Origin of the sequence: uncultured Georgenia sp. (assembly GCF_937958535.1) — a bacterium.
Taxonomy (GTDB): domain Bacteria; phylum Actinomycetota; class Actinomycetes; order Actinomycetales; family Actinomycetaceae; genus Oceanitalea.
In genome coordinates this window covers 1-16,922 of record NZ_CALGNQ010000111.1, presented here as the reverse complement: position 1 = coordinate 16,922, position 16,922 = coordinate 1, and the positions used below count along the sequence as shown (strand labels likewise).

13 protein-coding genes and 2 pseudogenes are annotated in these 16,922 nt (G+C 72.4%); 6 read left to right on the top strand and 9 right to left on the bottom strand.

Annotated elements, in window-relative coordinates:
* The 3 genes and pseudogenes from Q0195_RS06190 to Q0195_RS06180 form a co-directional block, all read left to right on the top strand.
* Nucleotides 1-958: pseudogene (locus tag Q0195_RS06190) on the top strand (phosphoketolase); the annotation flags it as partial.
* Nucleotides 959-1,059: 101 nt separating this feature from the next.
* The gene (gene pta / locus Q0195_RS06185) at nt 1,060-3,132 is read left to right on the top strand and encodes a phosphate acetyltransferase (RefSeq protein WP_299275976.1); all 2,073 of its coding nucleotides are present in this window, start codon (nt 1,060-1,062) and stop codon (nt 3,130-3,132) included.
* On the top strand, nt 3,129-4,316 hold the full coding sequence (locus Q0195_RS06180; RefSeq protein ID WP_299275973.1) for an acetate kinase: 1,188 nt from the start codon (nt 3,129-3,131) through the stop codon (nt 4,314-4,316). The genes pta and Q0195_RS06180 overlap by 4 nt, the downstream gene beginning before the upstream one ends.
* Before the next feature lie 93 nt (nt 4,317-4,409).
* Here Q0195_RS06180 and aspA read toward each other — a convergent pair whose 3' ends face one another.
* The 4 genes from aspA to Q0195_RS06160 are packed head-to-tail and all read right to left on the bottom strand — an operon-like array spanning nt 4,410 to nt 8,810.
* On the bottom strand, nt 4,410-5,951 hold the full coding sequence (aspA, locus tag Q0195_RS06175) for an aspartate ammonia-lyase (protein ID WP_366518080.1): 1,542 nt from the start codon (nt 5,949-5,951) through the stop codon (nt 4,410-4,412).
* Entirely contained in the window at nt 5,948-7,348 is a 1,401-nt protein-coding gene (locus Q0195_RS06170) for a class II fumarate hydratase (RefSeq protein ID WP_299275967.1), read from the bottom strand. The genes aspA and Q0195_RS06170 overlap by 4 nt, the downstream gene beginning before the upstream one ends.
* Nucleotides 7,349-7,400: 52 nt before the next feature.
* Nucleotides 7,401-7,670: an HPr family phosphocarrier protein gene (locus Q0195_RS06165; protein ID WP_299275964.1), complete on the bottom strand. Its 270-nt coding sequence runs from the start codon at nt 7,668-7,670 to the stop codon at nt 7,401-7,403.
* Nucleotides 7,671-7,679: 9 nt separating this feature from the next.
* Nucleotides 7,680-8,810: a GuaB3 family IMP dehydrogenase-related protein gene (locus Q0195_RS06160; RefSeq protein ID WP_299275961.1), complete on the bottom strand. Its 1,131-nt coding sequence runs from the start codon at nt 8,808-8,810 to the stop codon at nt 7,680-7,682.
* Between the two features lie 37 nt (nt 8,811-8,847).
* Between Q0195_RS06160 and Q0195_RS06155 the strand changes: the two genes are divergently transcribed.
* Nucleotides 8,848-9,264 (top strand): Rieske (2Fe-2S) protein, encoded by a 417-nt coding sequence (locus Q0195_RS06155; RefSeq protein WP_299275958.1) that lies wholly within the window; start codon nt 8,848-8,850, stop codon nt 9,262-9,264.
* A gap of 94 nt (nt 9,265-9,358) precedes the next feature.
* On the opposite strand, the gene Q0195_RS06150 is transcribed toward Q0195_RS06155, so the two are convergent.
* Nucleotides 9,359-10,807, bottom strand: coding sequence for an XRE family transcriptional regulator (locus tag Q0195_RS06150; RefSeq protein WP_299275955.1), 1,449 nt, complete (start codon nt 10,805-10,807; stop codon nt 9,359-9,361).
* Between the two features lie 123 nt (nt 10,808-10,930).
* Here Q0195_RS06150 and Q0195_RS06145 point away from each other — a divergent pair, with 123 nt between their 5' ends.
* Nucleotides 10,931-12,781: a phosphoenolpyruvate carboxykinase (GTP) gene (locus tag Q0195_RS06145; protein ID WP_299275952.1), complete on the top strand. Its 1,851-nt coding sequence runs from the start codon at nt 10,931-10,933 to the stop codon at nt 12,779-12,781.
* A 76-nt stretch (nt 12,782-12,857) separates the two neighbouring features.
* On the opposite strand, the gene Q0195_RS06140 is transcribed toward Q0195_RS06145, so the two are convergent.
* The 3 genes from Q0195_RS06140 to Q0195_RS06130 form a co-directional block, all read right to left on the bottom strand.
* Nucleotides 12,858-13,595: an exonuclease domain-containing protein gene (locus tag Q0195_RS06140; RefSeq protein WP_299275950.1), complete on the bottom strand. Its 738-nt coding sequence runs from the start codon at nt 13,593-13,595 to the stop codon at nt 12,858-12,860.
* A gap of 162 nt (nt 13,596-13,757) precedes the next feature.
* Nucleotides 13,758-15,269: an IMP dehydrogenase gene (guaB, locus tag Q0195_RS06135; protein WP_299275947.1), complete on the bottom strand. Its 1,512-nt coding sequence runs from the start codon at nt 15,267-15,269 to the stop codon at nt 13,758-13,760.
* 42 nt (nt 15,270-15,311) lie between these two features.
* Nucleotides 15,312-16,229, bottom strand: a complete 918-nt coding sequence (locus tag Q0195_RS06130) for a MerR family transcriptional regulator (protein ID WP_299275944.1) — start codon at nt 16,227-16,229, stop codon at nt 15,312-15,314.
* Nucleotides 16,230-16,455: 226 nt separating this feature from the next.
* Here Q0195_RS06130 and Q0195_RS06125 point away from each other — a divergent pair, with 226 nt between their 5' ends.
* Nucleotides 16,456-16,749 carry a WhiB family transcriptional regulator gene (locus Q0195_RS06125; protein WP_299275941.1) on the top strand — a complete coding sequence of 98 codons (294 nt, stop codon included), beginning with the start codon at nt 16,456-16,458 and terminating at the stop codon, nt 16,747-16,749.
* A gap of 84 nt (nt 16,750-16,833) precedes the next feature.
* On the opposite strand, the pseudogene Q0195_RS06120 reads toward Q0195_RS06125, so the two are convergent.
* Nucleotides 16,834-16,922: pseudogene (locus tag Q0195_RS06120) on the bottom strand (co-chaperone GroES); the annotation flags it as partial.

Here is a 16,922-nt window from a genome sequence, read left to right as displayed (position 1 = left end):
CGTCGACTCGATGGTCAACCAGCACCTCAAGTGGCTCAAGGTCACCGACGAGCTGTCCTGGCGCCGGCCGATCGCCTCCCTGAACTACCTCCTCAGCTCACACGTGTGGCGGCAGGACCACAACGGCTTCTCCCACCAGGACCCCGGCTTCATCGACCACGTCGTCAACAAGGGCGCCGCCCTGGTGCGGGTCTACCTGCCGCCGGACACCAACACCCTGCTCGCCACCTACGACCACGTGCTGCGCACCCGGCAGTACGTCAACGTCGTCGTCGCCGGCAAGCAGCCCGGCCCGGACTTCCTCACCATGGAGGAGGCGCTGGACCACTGCCACCGCGGCCTGGGCATCTGGGAGTGGGCCGGCACCGAGGAGGACGGCAGCGAGCCGGACGTCGTGCTCGTCTGCGCCGGCGACATCCCCACCCTGGAGGTGCTCGCGGCCGCGGACCTGCTGCGCCGCCACCTGCCCGAGCTGCGGGTGCGGGTGGTCAACGTCGTCGACCTGCTGCGGCTGCAGGACCCCAAGGAGCACCCGCACGGGCTGCCCGACTCGGAGTTCGACGCCATCTTCACCACGAGCAAGAAGGTGATCTTCGCCTACCACGGCTACCCCTGGCTCATCCACCGGCTCACCTACCGGCGCACCAACCACGCCAACCTCCACGTCCGCGGCTACAAGGAGAAGGGCACGACGACCACGCCGTTCGACATGGTCATGCTCAACGACCTCGACCGCTTCCACCTCGTCATGGACGTCATCGACCGGGTGCCCGGGCTCGGGTCGCGCTACGCCGGGCTGCGCCAGCGGATGGCCGACGCCCGGCTGGCCGCCCGCCGCTACACCCGCGAGCACGGCGTCGACATCCCCGAGGTCGCCGAGTGGCAGTGGCCGGACGTCGGGGAGACCGGCACCGCGGCAGGCGGCCCCCAGTACGACACCGGCGGCGACAACGAGTAGCCCAGGCGCCACCCGGCGAGTGGGACAAAGTGCCCAGACAGGACGTCGCCGGGGTGCGAGACACTGAGCCGGTCCGTCGGCGCAGCAGGGAAGGAGTGCACGTGGCGCGCAGCATCTACATCGCCTCCCCGGAGGGACGCACCGGCAAGTCGACGATCGCCCTGGGGCTGGTCGACCTGTTCGTCCGCCGGGTGGAGCGGGTGGGGATCTTCCGGCCGGTCGTCCGCGCCGGTGACGAGCGGGACAGCGTGCTGGAGCTGCTCGTCTCCCACGACGGCGTCGACACCACCTACGAGGAGGCGGTCGGGGTCACCTACGACGACGTCCACGCCGACGAGACCGCCGCGCTGAGCACCATCGTCGAGCGCTACCACGCCGTCGAGCAGCGCAGCGACGTCGTCGTCGTCGTGGGGTCGGACTACACCGACGTGGCGGGGCCGGCCGAGCTCTCGTTCAACGGCCGGGCGGCGGCCAACCTCGGCGCGCCGGTGCTGCTCACCGTGCGGGCGCTGGAGCGCAGCGTCGAGGAGATCCGCCAGGTGGTCGACATCGCCGCCGCCGAGCTGCGCTCCGAGCACGCCACCGTCGCCGCCGTCGCCATCAACCGCTGCGAGCCCGACCGCATCGACGAGGTCCGGGCGGGCCTGGCCGACCTCGACGTGCCGGTGTGGGTCTTCCCGGAGATCCCGCTGCTGTCCGCGCCCACCGTGGCGGACCTCGCCGAGGCGCTGGACGGCACCGTCATCGCCGGCGACGACGAGCTCCTCGCGCGCGAGGTGGAGTCGATGCTCGTGTGCGGTATGAACGTCGAGCACATCCTGGAGCGGCTCAAGGAGGGCCAGCTCGCGGTGGCCGCGAGCGACCGCTCCGAGGTCCTCATCGCCCTCGCCGCCGCGCACGCCTCGCAGAACTTCCCCTCCCTCGCCGGCGTCGTGCTCAACGGCGGGTACGAGACCCACCCGGCCGTGCGCACGCTGGTCCAGGGCCTGGGCCGCTCGCTGCCGATCATCACCACGACCCACAACACCTACGAGACGGCGCGCATCGTCTCCTCGGTGCGCAGCCCGATCTCCCGGGGCAGCCAGCGCAAGCGGGACGTGACGCTCAGCGCCTTCGAGCGGAGCGTCGACCCCGACGCCGTCTACGCCACCCTCGACGTCCCGCACACCACCGTCGTCACCCCTCTGATGTTCGAGGCCCGGCTCCTGGACCGGGCCCGCAGTGCCCGCAAGCACGTCGTGCTCCCGGAGGGCACCGACGACCGCATCCTGCGGGCGGCGAGCACCCTCCTGTCCCGGGGCGTCGCCGACCTCACCCTGCTCGGCCCGGAGGCCGCCGTGCGCGACCGGGCGAGCGACCTCGGGCTCGACATCGACGCCGCCACCGTCATCGAGCCGGCGACGAGCGAGCTGCTCGAACCCTTCGCCGAGGAGTTCGCCCGGCTGCGCGCCCACCGCGGGATGACCCGGGACCGGGCGCTGGAGGTGGTGCGCGACGTGTCCTACTTCGGCACGCTCATGGTGCACCTCGGGCACGCCGACGGCATGGTCTCCGGTGCGCAGCACACCACCGCCCACACCATCCGGCCCGCGTTCCAGATCATCAAGACCCGGCCCGGCACCTCGATCGTCTCCTCGGTGTTCTTCATGTGCCTCGCCGACCGGGTGCTCGTCTACGGCGACTGCGCCGTCAACCCCGACCCGGACGCCGAGCAGCTCGCCGACATCGCGATCTCCTCGGCGGAGACCTCCGAGCAGTTCGGCATCGAGCCGCGGATCGCGATGCTCTCCTACTCCACCGGGACCTCGGGCACCGGGGCCGACGTCGACAAGGTCCGCACGGCCACCGAGCTCGTCCGCGAGCGCCGCCCCGACCTGTCGGTCGAGGGCCCGATCCAGTACGACGCCGCGGTGGACGCCTCCGTCGCCGAGACGAAGCTGCCCGGGTCGGCCGTCGCCGGGCGCGCGACGGTGTTCATCTTCCCCGACCTCAACACCGGCAACAACACCTACAAGGCGGTCCAGCGCTCCGCCGGCGCGGTCGCCATCGGACCGGTCCTCCAGGGCCTGAACAAGCCCGTCAACGACCTGTCCCGCGGCGCCCTCGTCCAGGACATCGTCAACACCGTGGCCATCACGGCGATCCAGGCCCAGGCCGGTGAGGAGCAGCAGTGAACAGGACCGTCCTCGTCGTCAACTCCGGCTCGTCCTCGATCAAGTACCAGCTCATCGAGCCCGACGCGGGCATCGTCGTCGCCTCCGGTCTCGTCGAGCGCATCGGGGAGGACGTGGGGCGGCTGCGGCACACCTTCCGGGGAGAGGACACCTCCCTCGTCGAGCCCGTCGCCGACCACGGCAGCGGGCTGCGGCGGGTGCTGGAGCTGTTCGGGTCGGTGGGCCCGCGGCTGTCCGACGCCGGGATCGTCGCGGTGGGGCACCGGGTGGTCCAGGGCGGACGGCGCTACTCCGGGCCGGTCGTCGTGGACGAGAAGGTCATGGCGGACATCGAGGAGCTCGCCCCGCTCGCGCCGCTGCACAACCCGCCCAACCTGCGGGGTATCGAGGTGGCCCGTGAGCTGCTGCCCGACGTCCCGCACGTCGCGGTGTTCGACACCGCGTTCTTCTCCGAGCTGCCCGACGCCGCGGCGACCTACGCCCTCAACCGGGAGGTCGCGCAGCGCTACCGGGTGCGGCGCTACGGCGCCCACGGCACCTCCCACCAGTACGTCTCCCGCACCGCGGCGATCGTCTCCGGCCGCCCCGCCGACACCCTCCGGCAGATCGTCCTCCACCTCGGCAACGGGGCGTCCGCCTCCGCCGTCGTCGGCGGCCGGGCCGTGGACACCTCGATGGGGATGACGCCGCTCGAGGGTCTGGTCATGGGCACCCGTACCGGGGACATCGACCCCGCGGTGATCTTCCACCTGCGCCGGGTCGGCGGGCTGGACGTCGACCAGATCGACGACATCTTCAACCGCCAGTCCGGCATGAAGGGCCTGGCGGGCCACAACGACATGCGCGAGATCCACCGCCTCATCGCCGAGGGCGACGACGCGGCCCGGCTGGCGCTGGACGTCTACACCCACCGGCTGCGCAAGTACATCGGCTCCTACGCCGCGGTCATGGGCGGGCTGGACGTGCTGAGCTTCACCGCCGGCATCGGCGAGAACGACGCCGTGGTGCGGGAGCGGGCGGTGGAGGGCCTGGAGTTCCTCGGCATCGAGCTCGACCGGCAGCGCAACGCCGGGGTGGGCAGTGAGCCGCACGTCATCTCCACCGACCGCTCGGCCGTCACCGTGCTCGTCGTGCCCACCCGGGAGGAGCAGGAGATCGCCCGGCAGGCGGTCTCCCTGCTCTGAGAGCGGGGTGCGTCCCCGGCCGGCGCCGGGGACGCACCCCTCCTGGCACAGCCGGGGACGCACGCCGTCGCGCGGTGTCGTCCCGCCGGGCGGTCAGCCGGTGGCGTCCGCTTCCTCGAGCTCGCCGCCCTCCGTCGCGTCGTCGTCGGCGGCCGAGGACGGCGACGCCGCGGTGTCGGCCTCCTCCGCCGTCGGGGCGAGCACGACCGGGTCCTCGCCGTAGTAGGTGCCCCGGAAGCGGGGCCGCATGAGGTTCTCCGGGGAGAGGACCTCGTCGATCTCCTCCTCGGTGAGCAGCCCCCACTCCAGGACGACCTCGCGCACCGTCCGGCCGCTGCGGGCGGCCTCACGCCCCACCCGGTCACCGTTGTGGTGCCCGATGATCGGGTTGAGGAACGTCACCAGCCCGATCGAGCTCATGACGTTGTCGTAGCAGACCTCCCGGTTGGCGGTGATGCCGGCGACGCAGCGGCGCTCGAGCACCTCGCACGCCCGGGTGAGCAGCGAGATCGACTCGAACATCGCCTTGGTGATCACCGGCTCCATGACGTTGAGCTGGAGCTGGCCCGCGTCGGCGGCCATCGTCACGACCGTGTCGTTGCCGATGACGTTGAAGCAGACCTGGTTGACCACCTCGGGGATCACCGGGTTGACCTTGGCGGGCATGATCGAGGAGCCCGCCTGCATCTCCGGCAGGTTGATCTCCCCGAGCCCGGCGCGTGGGCCGGAGGACAGCAGCCGCAGGTCGTTGCAGATCTTGCCGAGCTTGACCGCCACCCGCTTGAGCGCCGCGTGCATCGACACGTAGGCGCCGGTGTCCGACGTCGCCTCGATGAGGTTGGCCGAGCGCAGCACCGGCAGCCCGCTGATCGCGGCGAGGTGGGCCACCGCCCGCACCCCGTACCCCGGCGGGGTGTTGAGCCCGGTGCCGATCGCCGTCGCGCCGAGGTTGACCTCGAGGAGGAGGTCCTGGTTGCGCCGCAGGTTCGCCTCCTCCTCGGTGAGGAGGGCGGCGAAGGCGGCGAACTCCTGGCCCAGGGTCATCGGGACGGCGTCCTGGAGCTGGGTACGCCCCATCTTCAGCACGTCGGCGAACTCGTGGCCCTTGGCGGTGAACGTGTCGGCGAGGGTGACGAGCCGCGCCTTGAGGCGGTCCACGGCCCGGTGGATCGCGATCCGCAGCCCCGTCGGGTAGGCGTCGTTCGTCGACTGGCTCTTGTTGACGTGGTCGTTGGGGTGGATGACGTCGTAGCGGCCCTTGGGCAGCCCCATCCGCTCGAGGGCGAGGTTGGCGATGACCTCGTTGACGTTCATGTTCACCGAGGTGCCGGCCCCGCCCTGGAAGACGTCGACCGGGAACTGGTCGAGGCAGCGCCCGTGCTCGAGCATGTCGTCGCAGGCGCCGATGATGGCGTCGGCGACGTCGGCCGGCAGCGTGCGCAGGTCGCGGTTGGCCATCGCGCAGGCCTTCTTCACCAGGACCATGCCGCGTACGAGGTCCGGCAGGTCACGCACCCGCGTACCCGACAGCGCGAAGTTCTCCACCGCGCGCAGCGTGTGGATGCCCCAGTAGGCCTCGCCGGGGACCTCGCGCTGTCCGAGGAGGTCCTCCTCGGTCCGTGTCGCCGCCATCACTCGGCCGGCCGGGTCATCGCGGCGACGTCCAGCGCCCGGTCGAGCTGCTCGGGGGTGATCTCCCCGCGCTCGACGTAGCCCAGCGCCTCGACCGCCTCGCGGATGGTGGTGCCGTGGGCGACCGCGTGCTTGGCGATCGCCGCCGCGGCCTCGTAGCCGATCACCCGGTTGAGCGGGGTGACGATCGACGGCGAGGACTCGGCCAGCGCCCGGGCCCGCTCGACGTTGGCGGTGATGCCGTCCACGGTGCGGGTGGCCAGCGCGACGCTCGCGTTGGCGAGCAGGGTGATCGACTCCAGGAGGTTGCGGGCGATCACCGGGAGCATGACGTTGAGCTCGAAGGAGCCCGTCGTGCCGGCGAAGGCGATGGTCGCGTCGTTGCCGATGACCTGCGCGCAGACCATGGCCACGGCCTCCGGGATCACCGGGTTGACCTTGCCGGGCATGATCGAGGAGCCGGGCTGGAGGTCGGGGATGGCGATCTCGCCCAGGCCGGTGTTCGGGCCGGAGCCCATCCAGCGCAGGTCGTTGACGATCTTGACCAGGGAGACGGCCACGGTGCGCAGCGCCCCGGACATCTCCACGGCGCTGTCCTGCGCGCTCTGCGCCTCGAAGTGGTTGGTCGCCTCGGTGACCGGCAGCCCGGTGTTCTCCGCGACCTTGGCGATGACCCGCGCGGCGAAGCCGGCGGGGGTGTTGATGCCGGTGCCCACCGCGGTGCCGCCGAGCGCGAGCTCGGCGAGCCGCGGCAGGGCGGCCTCGACCCGGGCGACGCCGTAGCGCACCTGGGTGGCGTAGCCGCCGAACTCCTGCCCCAGGGTGACCGGGGTGGCGTCCATGAGGTGGGTGCGGCCGGCCTTGACGACGTCGGCGAACTCCTCGGCCTTGCGTTCCAGGGAGCCGGCGAGGGTGTCGAGCGCGGGCAGCAGGTCGCGGACCACGGCGGCGGTGGCGGCGATGTGGATGGAGGAGGGGAAGACGTCGTTGGACGACTGCGAGGCGTTGACGTGGTCGTTCGGGTGCACCGGCCGGCCCAGGATCGTGCTGGCGATGTTGGCGATGACCTCGTTGGTGTTCATGTTCGACGACGTGCCGGAGCCGGTCTGGAACACGTCGACCGGGAAGTGCTCGTCGTGCTCCCCGGCGATGACCTGCTCGGCCGCCTCGGCGATCGCCTGTGCGAGGTCCTCCTCGAGCACGCCGAGCTCGGCGTTGGTCAGCGCCGCCGCCCGCTTGATCTCGGCGAGGGCCGCGATGTGGTGCCGCGACAGCCGGATGCCGGAGATCGCGAAGTTCTCCACCGCCCGCTGCGTCTGCGCGCTGTAGAGCGCCCCGCGCGGGACCCGCACCTCCCCCATCGTGTCGTGCTCGATACGGAAGTCGGCGTCCTGCGTCACTGCGTCTCCAAAGCGATCGGTCGTTCCTGCGGGTCTGGGTGGGGTGTGGGTGCTACTTCTCGTCGAGGTCCCGGGCGAGCAGCTCGGCGAGGGAGTCGAGGACCTCCTCGGCGCCGTCACCGTCGGCGGTGAGGACGACGGTGTCCTGGTACTTGGCGCCGAGGGTCATGACGCCGAGGATGCTCGCCGCGTCGACGGGGTTGCCGCCGGGCTTGCTGATCTTCACCGGGATGCCGGCCTCGCCGGCGGCCTTGACGAAGATGGATGCCGGCCGGGCGTGCAGCCCGACCTTGGAACCGATGGTGACGGTGCGCTCGGCCATTGAGTACTCCTACCGGTTGTTGGGGCTGTAGGGGGAGACGACGACCTCCACCCGCTGGAACTCCTTGAGCTCGGAGTAGCCGGTGGTGGCCATCGCGCGGCGCAGCGCGCCGATGAGGTTGACCGTGCCGTCCGGCGTGGCGCTGGGGCCGTGGAGGATCTGCTCGAGCGAGCCGACGGTGCCCACGTGCACCCGCTCGCCGCGGGGCAGCTGGGGGTGGTGGGCCTCCGAGCCCCAGTGCCACCCGCGTCCGGGGGCCTCCTGGGCGCGGGCGAGGGAGGAGCCGAGCATGACGGCGTCGGCGCCGCAGGCGATGGCCTTGACGAGGTCGCCGGAGCGGCCCACCCCGCCGTCGGCGATGACGTGGACGTAGCGGCCGCCGGACTCGTCGAGGTAGTCCCGGCGGGCGGCGGCGACGTCCGCGACGGCCGTGGCCATCGGGGTGTGGATGCCCAGCGAGGTGCGGGTGGTGTGCGCCGCGCCCCCGCCGAAGCCGACGAGCACGCCCGCCGCGCCGGTGCGCATGAGGTGCAACGCCGCGGTGTAGGTGCCGGCGCCGCCGACGACCACGGGCACGTCGAGCTCGTAGATGAAGCGCTTGAGGTTGAGCGGCTCGGCGGTGGAGGAGACGTGCTCGGCCGAGACGGTGGTGCCGCGGATGACGAAGAGGTCGACCCCGGCCTCGACGACGGTGCGCCAGTGCTCCTGGGTGCGCTGCGGGGAGAGCCGCCCGGCGACGGTGACGCCGCCGGCCCGGATCTCCTGGAGGCGCTGGGTGATGAGCTCGGGGACGATCGGCCGGGAGTAGATCTCCTGCATCCGCGCGGTGACGTCGCGCCCGTCGAGGCTCGCGATCTCCGCGAGGATCGGCTCGGGCTCCTCGTAGCGGGTCCACAGGCCCTCGAGGTCGAGGACGCCGATGCCGCCGAGCTTGCCGAGCAGGACCGCGGTCGCGGGGCTCATCACCGAGTCCATCGGTGCCGCGAGCACCGGGATGTCGACGTAGTAGGCGTCGATCTGCCAGCCGACCGAGACGTCCTCGGGGTCCCTCGTGCGTCGGGAGGGGACGACGGCGACGTCGTCGAAGGAGTACGCCCGCCGCCCCCGCTTACCGCGGCCGATCTCGATCTCGTTGGTCACCACGCCAGGTTACCCGGCGGTGGGTAGATTGCTGGCCATGGCCTGCTGTCACCACCTCGGTCCGTCCCGTCGGCAGGTGCTCGCGCTCGCCGGCGCGGGAGCTGCGACGGTCGCCCTCGCCGCCTGCGGAGGGGAGGAGCCGCCGCCGCTGCCGCGTCCCGGGGAGCGGCTGCTCCCCCTCGACGAGGTGCCGGTCGGCGGTTCGGTGGTCACCCGCACCGCCGAGGGCGCCGACGTCGTCGTCACCCGGGTGTCGCAGGACGAGGTCGTGGCGCTGAGCGCGGTGTGCACCCACCAGGGCTGCACCGTGCGCCGACAGACCGAGGCGCTGCACTGCCCGTGCCACGGCTCGGAGTTCGACCCGGTCGACGGCAGCGTCATCACCGGCCCCGCCGACGAGCCGCTCCCGCAGGTCCAGGTCCGCGTCGAGTCCGGCGACGTCGTCGTGGGCTGACCCACCGGCTCGCCCCGGCTGGTCCGCCCGACCTGGTTCGCCGCGCAGGCCCGGCCCGCCGGGCAGCGGGCGGACCGGGCCCGCCGCCGGCTCGTCAGTCGTGCTCGGCGGCGTGGGACTCGAGGAACTCGAAGACCTCGGTGTCGTCCACACCCGGGAAGGAGCCGGAGGGCAGCGGGCTGAGCACGTGGGCGTGCATCTTGGCGCTCGGCCAGGAGTAGTCGCGCCAGCGCTCGGCGAGGTCCGGGTCGGGCCGCTTGCAGCAGGCCTCGTCGGGGCAGGTCGACGTCGCCCGGCGGGAGGTCTCCCGCCCGCGGAACCACTTGGCGTGCGCGAACGGCACGCCGAGGGTGATGGAGAACTCCGAGTCCTCCCCCGTGCCGGTCTGCGTGCTGCACCAGAACGTGCCGGCCGGGGTGTCGGTGTACTGGAAGAACTCGGTGGTGCGGTTGCGCCGCTCGAAGGCGGCCCGCGCGGCCCACCGGCGGCAGAGCAGCTGACCCTCGATCGCCCCCGACGCGTCGGTGGGCAGCGGCACCCCGTCGTTCTCGTAGCCGCGGTACAGGGCGCCGTCGTCATTGGTCCGGATGAAGTGGACCGGGATGCCGAGGAGCTCGGTGGCCAGGTTGGTGAACCGCTGCGCCGCGGAGTGGTGGGTGACGCCGAAGGAGTCGCGGAAGTCCTCCATGGCGAGGTCCTTGTCCTTCTTCTTCGCGGTGAGGTGGGCGACGGCGGCGAAGCGCGGCATGAGGCAGCACGCGGTGAAGTAGGCGATCTCCTGCCGCTGGCGCAGGAAGTCGCCGTAGTCGCGCGGACGCTCGTGCCCGAAGAGCCGGTGCGCCATGGCCTGGAGGGCGAGTGAGCGCAGCCCGTAGCCGCCCGGGATGGAGGCGGGCGGCAGGTAGATCCGCCCGTTGCGCAGGTCGGTGACGGTGCGGGTGGAGTGCGGCAGGTCGTCGACGTGGATGATGGTGAAGCCGAGCCGCTCGGCCATGAGCGCCACCTGGTGGTGGGTCAGCGCCCCGCTCGTATACCCCACGGCCCGCACCCACTCCTCGGCGAGCTCCTCGATCTCCGGCAGGTAGTTGTTGCGCCGCTGCATCTCCAGCCGCTGCTCGGTGTTGATCCGGCGTGCCTCGAGCGGGGTGGCGATGACGGCGCGGGCCCGTCGGTCGAGCTCCTGGTGGAGGGCGACGAGCGACTCCAGCACGTCGAGCGGCAGCCGCCGGCCGGGGCGCACCGGCGGGATGCCCAGCGAGCTGAACAGCGGTGAGCGCTGGGCCCGTTCGAGGGCGATCTCCAGCTCGGCGCGGCGGTCGGGCGGTGGCTCCGGCGCGAGCAGGTCGGAGACGGTGACGTCCAGCGCCTGGGCGATCGCGGTGAGGAGGGACAGCCGCGGCTCCCGCCGGCCGTTCTCCACGAGGGACAGGTGGCTCGTCGTCGAACCGGTCGCGGCAGCGAGCTCACGCAGCGTCATCCGGGCCCGGGTGCGGGCATGGCGGATCCGGCGGCCGAGGACGAGCGGGTCGGCGGAAGGTGTCACGGATTGACCGTAGCGAAACTTTCGCGGTTTTTACCACCCGTCTCGGGTGGAACGGGCGGCGAAGTGCGAGGAAAGTGGAACACAGGGACTGCCGACCGGCGTCCCGCTGCACGGAGGAGAGACATGATCACCGCTACCCCCGCTCCCGTCATGCAGGGTCGGCCCATCCAGTCACCGGAGCTGGTCGCCTGGGTCACCGAGATCGCCGAGCTCACCCAGCCCGACGCGATCTACGTGTGTGACGGTTCGCAGGAGGAGTACGACCGGCTCTGCGCCGAGCTCGTCGAGGCCGGCACCTTCATCCGGCTCAACCCGCAGAAGCGGCCGAACAGCTACCTGGCCCGCTCCGCGCCGTCCGACGTCGCACGGGTCGAGTCGCGGACCTTCATCTGCTCGGAGCGTGCGGAGGACGCCGGCCCGACGAACAACTGGGCCGAGCCGCAGGCCATGCGCGAGGAGCTGCGCGGCGTGTTCGCCGGCTCGATGCGCGGCCGCACGATGTACGTCGTCCCCTTCTCCATGGGTCCCGTGGGCGGGCCGATCTCCCAGCTGGGTGTGGAGGTCACCGACTCCCCCTACGTCGTCGTCTCGATGCGGATCATGACCCGGATGGGCGCGGCCGCCCTCGAGCTGATCGACCAGGGCGCGCCGTGGGTGCCGGCCGTCCACTCCGTCGGCTACCCGCTCGTCACCACCGACGAGGACGGCGAGGACCAGGTCCGCGACGACGTCGCCTGGCCGTGCAACGACACCAAGTACATCTGCCACTTCCCCGAGACCCGCGAGATCTGGTCCTACGGCTCGGGCTACGGCGGCAACGCCCTGCTCGGCAAGAAGTGCTACGCGCTGCGCATCGCCTCGGTCATGGGCCGCGACCAGGGCTGGATGGCCGAGCACATGCTGCTGCTCAAGGTCACCAACCCCCGCGGTGAGGTCTTCCACCTCGCGGCGGCGTTCCCCTCCGCCTGCGGCAAGACCAACCTCGCGATGCTCAACCCGACGATCCCGGGCTGGCGGGCCGAGACCATCGGCGACGACATCGCCTGGATGCGCCCCGGGCCGGACGGTCGCCTCTACGCGATCAACCCGGAGGCCGGCTTCTTCGGGGTGGCGCCGGGCACCGGTGAGTCGACCAACCCGACAGCGGTGGCCGCGCTCGGGCGCGACGTCATCTTCACCAACGTGGCGCTGACCGACGACGGCGACGTGTGGTGGGAGGGCCTGACCGACGAGACGCCGCAGCACCTTCTCGACTGGCAGGGCAAGGACTGGACGCCGGACAGCGGCCGCCCCGCGGCTCATCCGAACTCCCGGTTCACCGTGCGCGCGGACCAGTCCCCGTCCATCGCCCCGGAGTGGGAGGACCTCGACGGCGTCCCGGTCGACGCGATCCTCTTCGGCGGGCGGCGGGCGACCAACGTGCCGCTGGTGGCCGAGGCCTACGACTGGCAGCACGGCGTGTTCATGGGCGCGACCGTGTCCTCCGAGCAGACGGCGGCCGCCGAGGGCACCGTCGGCGAGCTGCGCCGCGACCCCTTCGCCATGCTGCCCTTCTGCGGCTACAACATGGCCGACTACTGGGCGCATTGGCTGCGCATGGGCGAGCGGCTGGGGGACAAGGCGCCGCGCATCTTCCAGGTCAACTGGTTCCGCAAGGCCGAGGACGGCCGCTTCCTGTGGCCGGGCTTCGGGGAGAACTCCCGGGTCATCGCGTGGGTCACCGACCGCGTCGCGGGCGTGGTCGACGCCCGCGACGGCCTCACCGGCCGGCTGCCGAAGGAGGGCGACCTCCCCCTCGAGGGCCTGGACATCCCGGCCGACGACCTCACCGAGCTCTTCGCCACCGACCCCGCGGCGTGGACCGCCGAGGCCGACCAGACCGAGGAGTACTTCGCGCTCTTCGGGGACCGGCTCCCCGCGGAGATGACGGAGCAGCTCGCCGCACTGCGCCGGCGGATCGCCGCCGCCGAGTGACCCTGGCCGTCCGGGCCCAGCGTCGTGCCCGGACGGCCGTCGGTGGCGGTGGGCGAGGCGAGCGGGGTGCGGTGCCTCAGCCCACCGCCACCGCGGCACCCGGTGCCCCGTCGAGCGGCGCCGGCCACTCCAGGTCGGCACCCGGTCCCGACCGCCCCTCCCGGGCTCGTGCGTCGTTGTGCCCGACCGCCCAGGCCCGGTGCCACACGCGCTGCCACGCGTGCAGCTCCGCGGGCGACCGCTGCCCCAGCTCGGGGAACGCCTCGAGGAGGCGGTCGAGCAGGTCGAGCGTGGCCAGGACGTCGACCTCGGCGGTGTGCAGCGCCCGCGGGGTGGGGACCCGGTAGTGGCGGCAGAGGTCGGCGAGCGTGCGCTTCCCGGGCCGCTCACGGTCCAGTGCGCGGTCGACGACGAGCGGGTCGAGCACCGGGCCCGGCGCCCGGCCCAGCCGGTCGGTGAGGGTGGGCAGGCCCCACCGGGTGAGCTCGTGCTCGAGCAGCCGGATGTCGAAACAGGCGTTGTAGACGACCACCGGCACCCCGGCGGCGGTGGCCCGGGTGAGCTCGGCGGCGATCTCCTCCAGCGCCTGGTGCGGCGGCAGGCCCTCGGCGCGGACGTGGTCGGTGGTGATGCCGTGGACGGCGCTGGCCGGCTGCGGGATCTCGACGCCCGGGTCGACGAGCCAGGTGCGCTGCCGGGTGCCTCGGGCGTCGCGCATGACGAGGGCGGCGCTGACGATGCGGTCGGTGCGCGGGTCCACCCCGGTGGTCTCCGTGTCGAAGCCGAGGAACGGCCCGGTCACCCAGCTCTGCATGGCTCTCCCCTCGGGCGCCCCCGCGCCGTCGTCGTCGTCGACCAGCCTGCCGGCGCCCACCGACATCGCCCGTGCGCACACGCCCGCCGCCGGCCTTTCCGGTCCCCCAGCCCGGTGCCCAGCTGCGCGGCCGTGCCCGCACCGACGGGCCGGCGCCCCGGTTCAGCGGGTGCTGTAGTTCGGCGCCTCGACGGTGAGCTGGACGTCGTGCGGGTGGGACTCCTTGAGCCCCGCCGGGGTGATCCGGATGAACTTGCCCTTCTCCGCCAGCTCGGGCAGTGTCCGCGCGCCGACGTAGAACATCGACTGGTGCAGGCCGCCGACGAGCTGGTAGGCCACGGCGGCGAGCGGCCCGCGGTAGGGCACCTGGCCCTCGATGCCCTCCGGGACGATCTTGTCGTCGGTGTCGACGTCGGCCTGGAAGTAGCGGTCCTTGGAGTAGGACACCCGGCCGCGCGAGGCCATCGCCCCGAGGGAGCCCATGCCGCGGTAGTGCTTGTACTGCTTGCCGTTGACGAAGACGAGGTCGCCGGGGCTCTCGTCGCAGCCGGCGAGCAGCGAGCCGAGCATGACCGTGTCGGCCCCGGCGACGATGGCCTTGGCGATGTCGCCCGAGTACTGCAGCCCGCCGTCACCGATGACCGGGACCCCGGCCGGGCGGCAGGCCTGCGCGGCGAGGTGGATGGCGGTCACCTGCGGCACGCCGACACCGGCGACCACCCGGGTGGTGCAGATCGAGCCGGGCCCGACACCGACCTTGACGGCGTCCGCACCGGCGTCGACGAGCGCCTGGGCGCCCTCGCGGGTGGCGACGTTCCCGCCGATCACCTGGACGTGCCGGGTGGCGGGGTCCTTCTTCAGCCGGGTGACCATCTCGAGCAGCAGGCGGGCGTGCCCGTTCGCGGTGTCCGCGACGAGGACGTCGACCCCGGCGTCGACCAGGGCGGTGGCGCGCTCCCAGGCGTCTCCGAAGAAGCCGATGGCGGCACCGACCCGCAGCCGTCCCTCGGCGTCCTTGGTCGCGTCCGGGTACTGCTCGGACTTGACGAAGTCCTTGACGGTGATGAGCCCGCGGAGCACGCCGGCGTCGTCCACGAGCGGGAGCTTCTCGATCTTGTGCCGGGCGAGCAGCGCGGCGGCGTCCTCACGGCTGATCCCCACCGGCGCGGTGATGAGCGGCATCGGGGTCATGACGTCGCGGACGAGCCGGAAGTCGAACTCGGTGCGGTCGATGAACGCGGTGTCGCGGTTGGTGATGATCCCCTGGAGCACACCCTGCTCGTCGACCACCGGGAGCCCGGAGACGCGGTACCGGGCACACAGCGCGTCGAGCTCGGCGAGCGTGGCCCCGGGGCCGACGGTGACCGGGTCGGTGATCATGCCGGACTCGGAGCGCTTGACCGTCTGCACCTGTTGGGCCTGCTCCTCGATGGACAGGTTGCGGTGCAGGATGCCGATGCCGCCCTGGCGGGCCATGGCGATCGCCATCCGCGCCTCGGTCACCGTGTCCATCGCCGCGGACACCAGCGGCACCCGCAGGGAGATCTCCCGCGTCAGCCGGGCGGTGGTGTCCACCTCGGAGGGGATGACGTCGGTGGGACCCGGCAGCAGGAGGACGTCGTCGTAGGTCAGGCCGGTGAGGCCGAACGGGTCGGCCGAGGGGGAGTCGCTCACACCCCGATCCTACGTGCGCCACGCACGGGAGGAGAGGTGGGGCTACTCACGTACCGCGGCGGTGATCTCCGCCACGGCGGCCTCGGCGGTGCGGACCCGGTGGACGTGCCGCAGCCAGATCGCCGGGGTCTGGCCGCCGAGGAGGAAGACCTCGACGTCGCCCCGCTCGGAGGCGGCGGTGACGACCTCCTCGGCACCCGGCGGGGTGCCGACGACGGCGAGCACCGTGACCTCCCCCGGCGGCAGCCACGACTCGAGCTCGCTGTCGCGCGGGGCGTGCTCGGCCCGCACGACGAGAGCGCCGACGTCCTGCTGCGCCAGCCCGCCGGCGATGACGTGGGCCCGCATCCGGTCGGCGGTGGCGGTGAGGATCCGCACGGGGGCGGGGCCGGTGGGGGTGGCCAGCTCGCGGATGGCCTGCATGAGGCCGAGCTGGATGACGCTGTGCGGGTCACTGCCCGGACGCTCGGCGACCCGGTGGCGACCCTGGTCCACCATCGATGCGGCGGGCTGGACGAGGTCGTTCCAGGTGGCGATGACACCGGTCTCCCGGATGGCCCGCTGGAGCATGCGGTGGACGCGGCGCAGGTCGGGCTCGACGGCCGCCGCCGCGAGCGTGAGCGGGTCCAGGACGAGGGAGCCCTCCTCGCCGTCGTCCTCGGCCCCGGAGTCGGACCGGCCCTCGCTGTCCGCCGTCTGGGTGGCGATGCGGGCGGCGTCGGCCGGTGCGACCCCACGCAGGGTGAGGTGGCGCATGGTCTGGAGCCGGGCGACGTCCTCGGGCGTGTAGCGGCGGTGGCTGCCCGCCTGGTGACCGGAGGGCCCCAGCCCGTAGCGGCGGTCCCACGTCCGCAGCGTGGAGGCCGCGACGCCGAGGGAACGCGCAACGGCTGCAACGGTCAGGGGTGCGGCTTCCACCCGCGAGTCCCCGTCGCCCGCGGCGGGGGTTGCTCGAGCCACCAAGTCCTCCTCGTCGTCGGCCTCGATTGTGCCCCTGGGCCGAGCCTAGGGCACGCCGACGCGGTCCGCGGAACCCGCGCCTGCGGGCGCGCCGTCTCCGGCGCGGCTCCTGGCGCGGTTCATGAATTACTTCCGCAAGGGGCTTGAACAACCTCTGCATCGATTGCTAGGTTCATCTCATTCGCCCCGCGGCACCACGTCGCACCCCGTTGAAAGGAGCGCGGACATGGCAGAGCTCTCGAGGCTTCCCGGCCCGGTGATGGAGCTGTGGGAGTGGCAGTACCAGGGCAAGTGCCGCGAGGCCGACCCGAACCTCTTCTTCCACCCCGAGGGTGAGCGGGGCGGCACCCGCCGGCGACGCGACGAAGCCGCCAAGTCGGTCTGTGCCGAGTGCCCCGTGATCCAGCAGTGCCGCGAGCACGCCCTGAAGGTGCGCGAGCCCTACGGCGTGTGGGGCGGCCTGTCCGAGGACGAGCGCCAGCTCATCCTCAGCACCACCGCACTACGTCGCGCGAGCTGATCGCGCGTCGTCTCCACGGCGCAGCGGAGAAGCGACGGGCCCCGGTCGTCACGACCGGGGCCCGTCGGCTGTCTGCCTACGTCGTCACTTCTCGACGACGGCGAGGATGTCGCGCGAGGAGAGGATGAGGTACTCCTCGCCGCCGTACTTCACCTCGGTGCCGCCGTACTTGC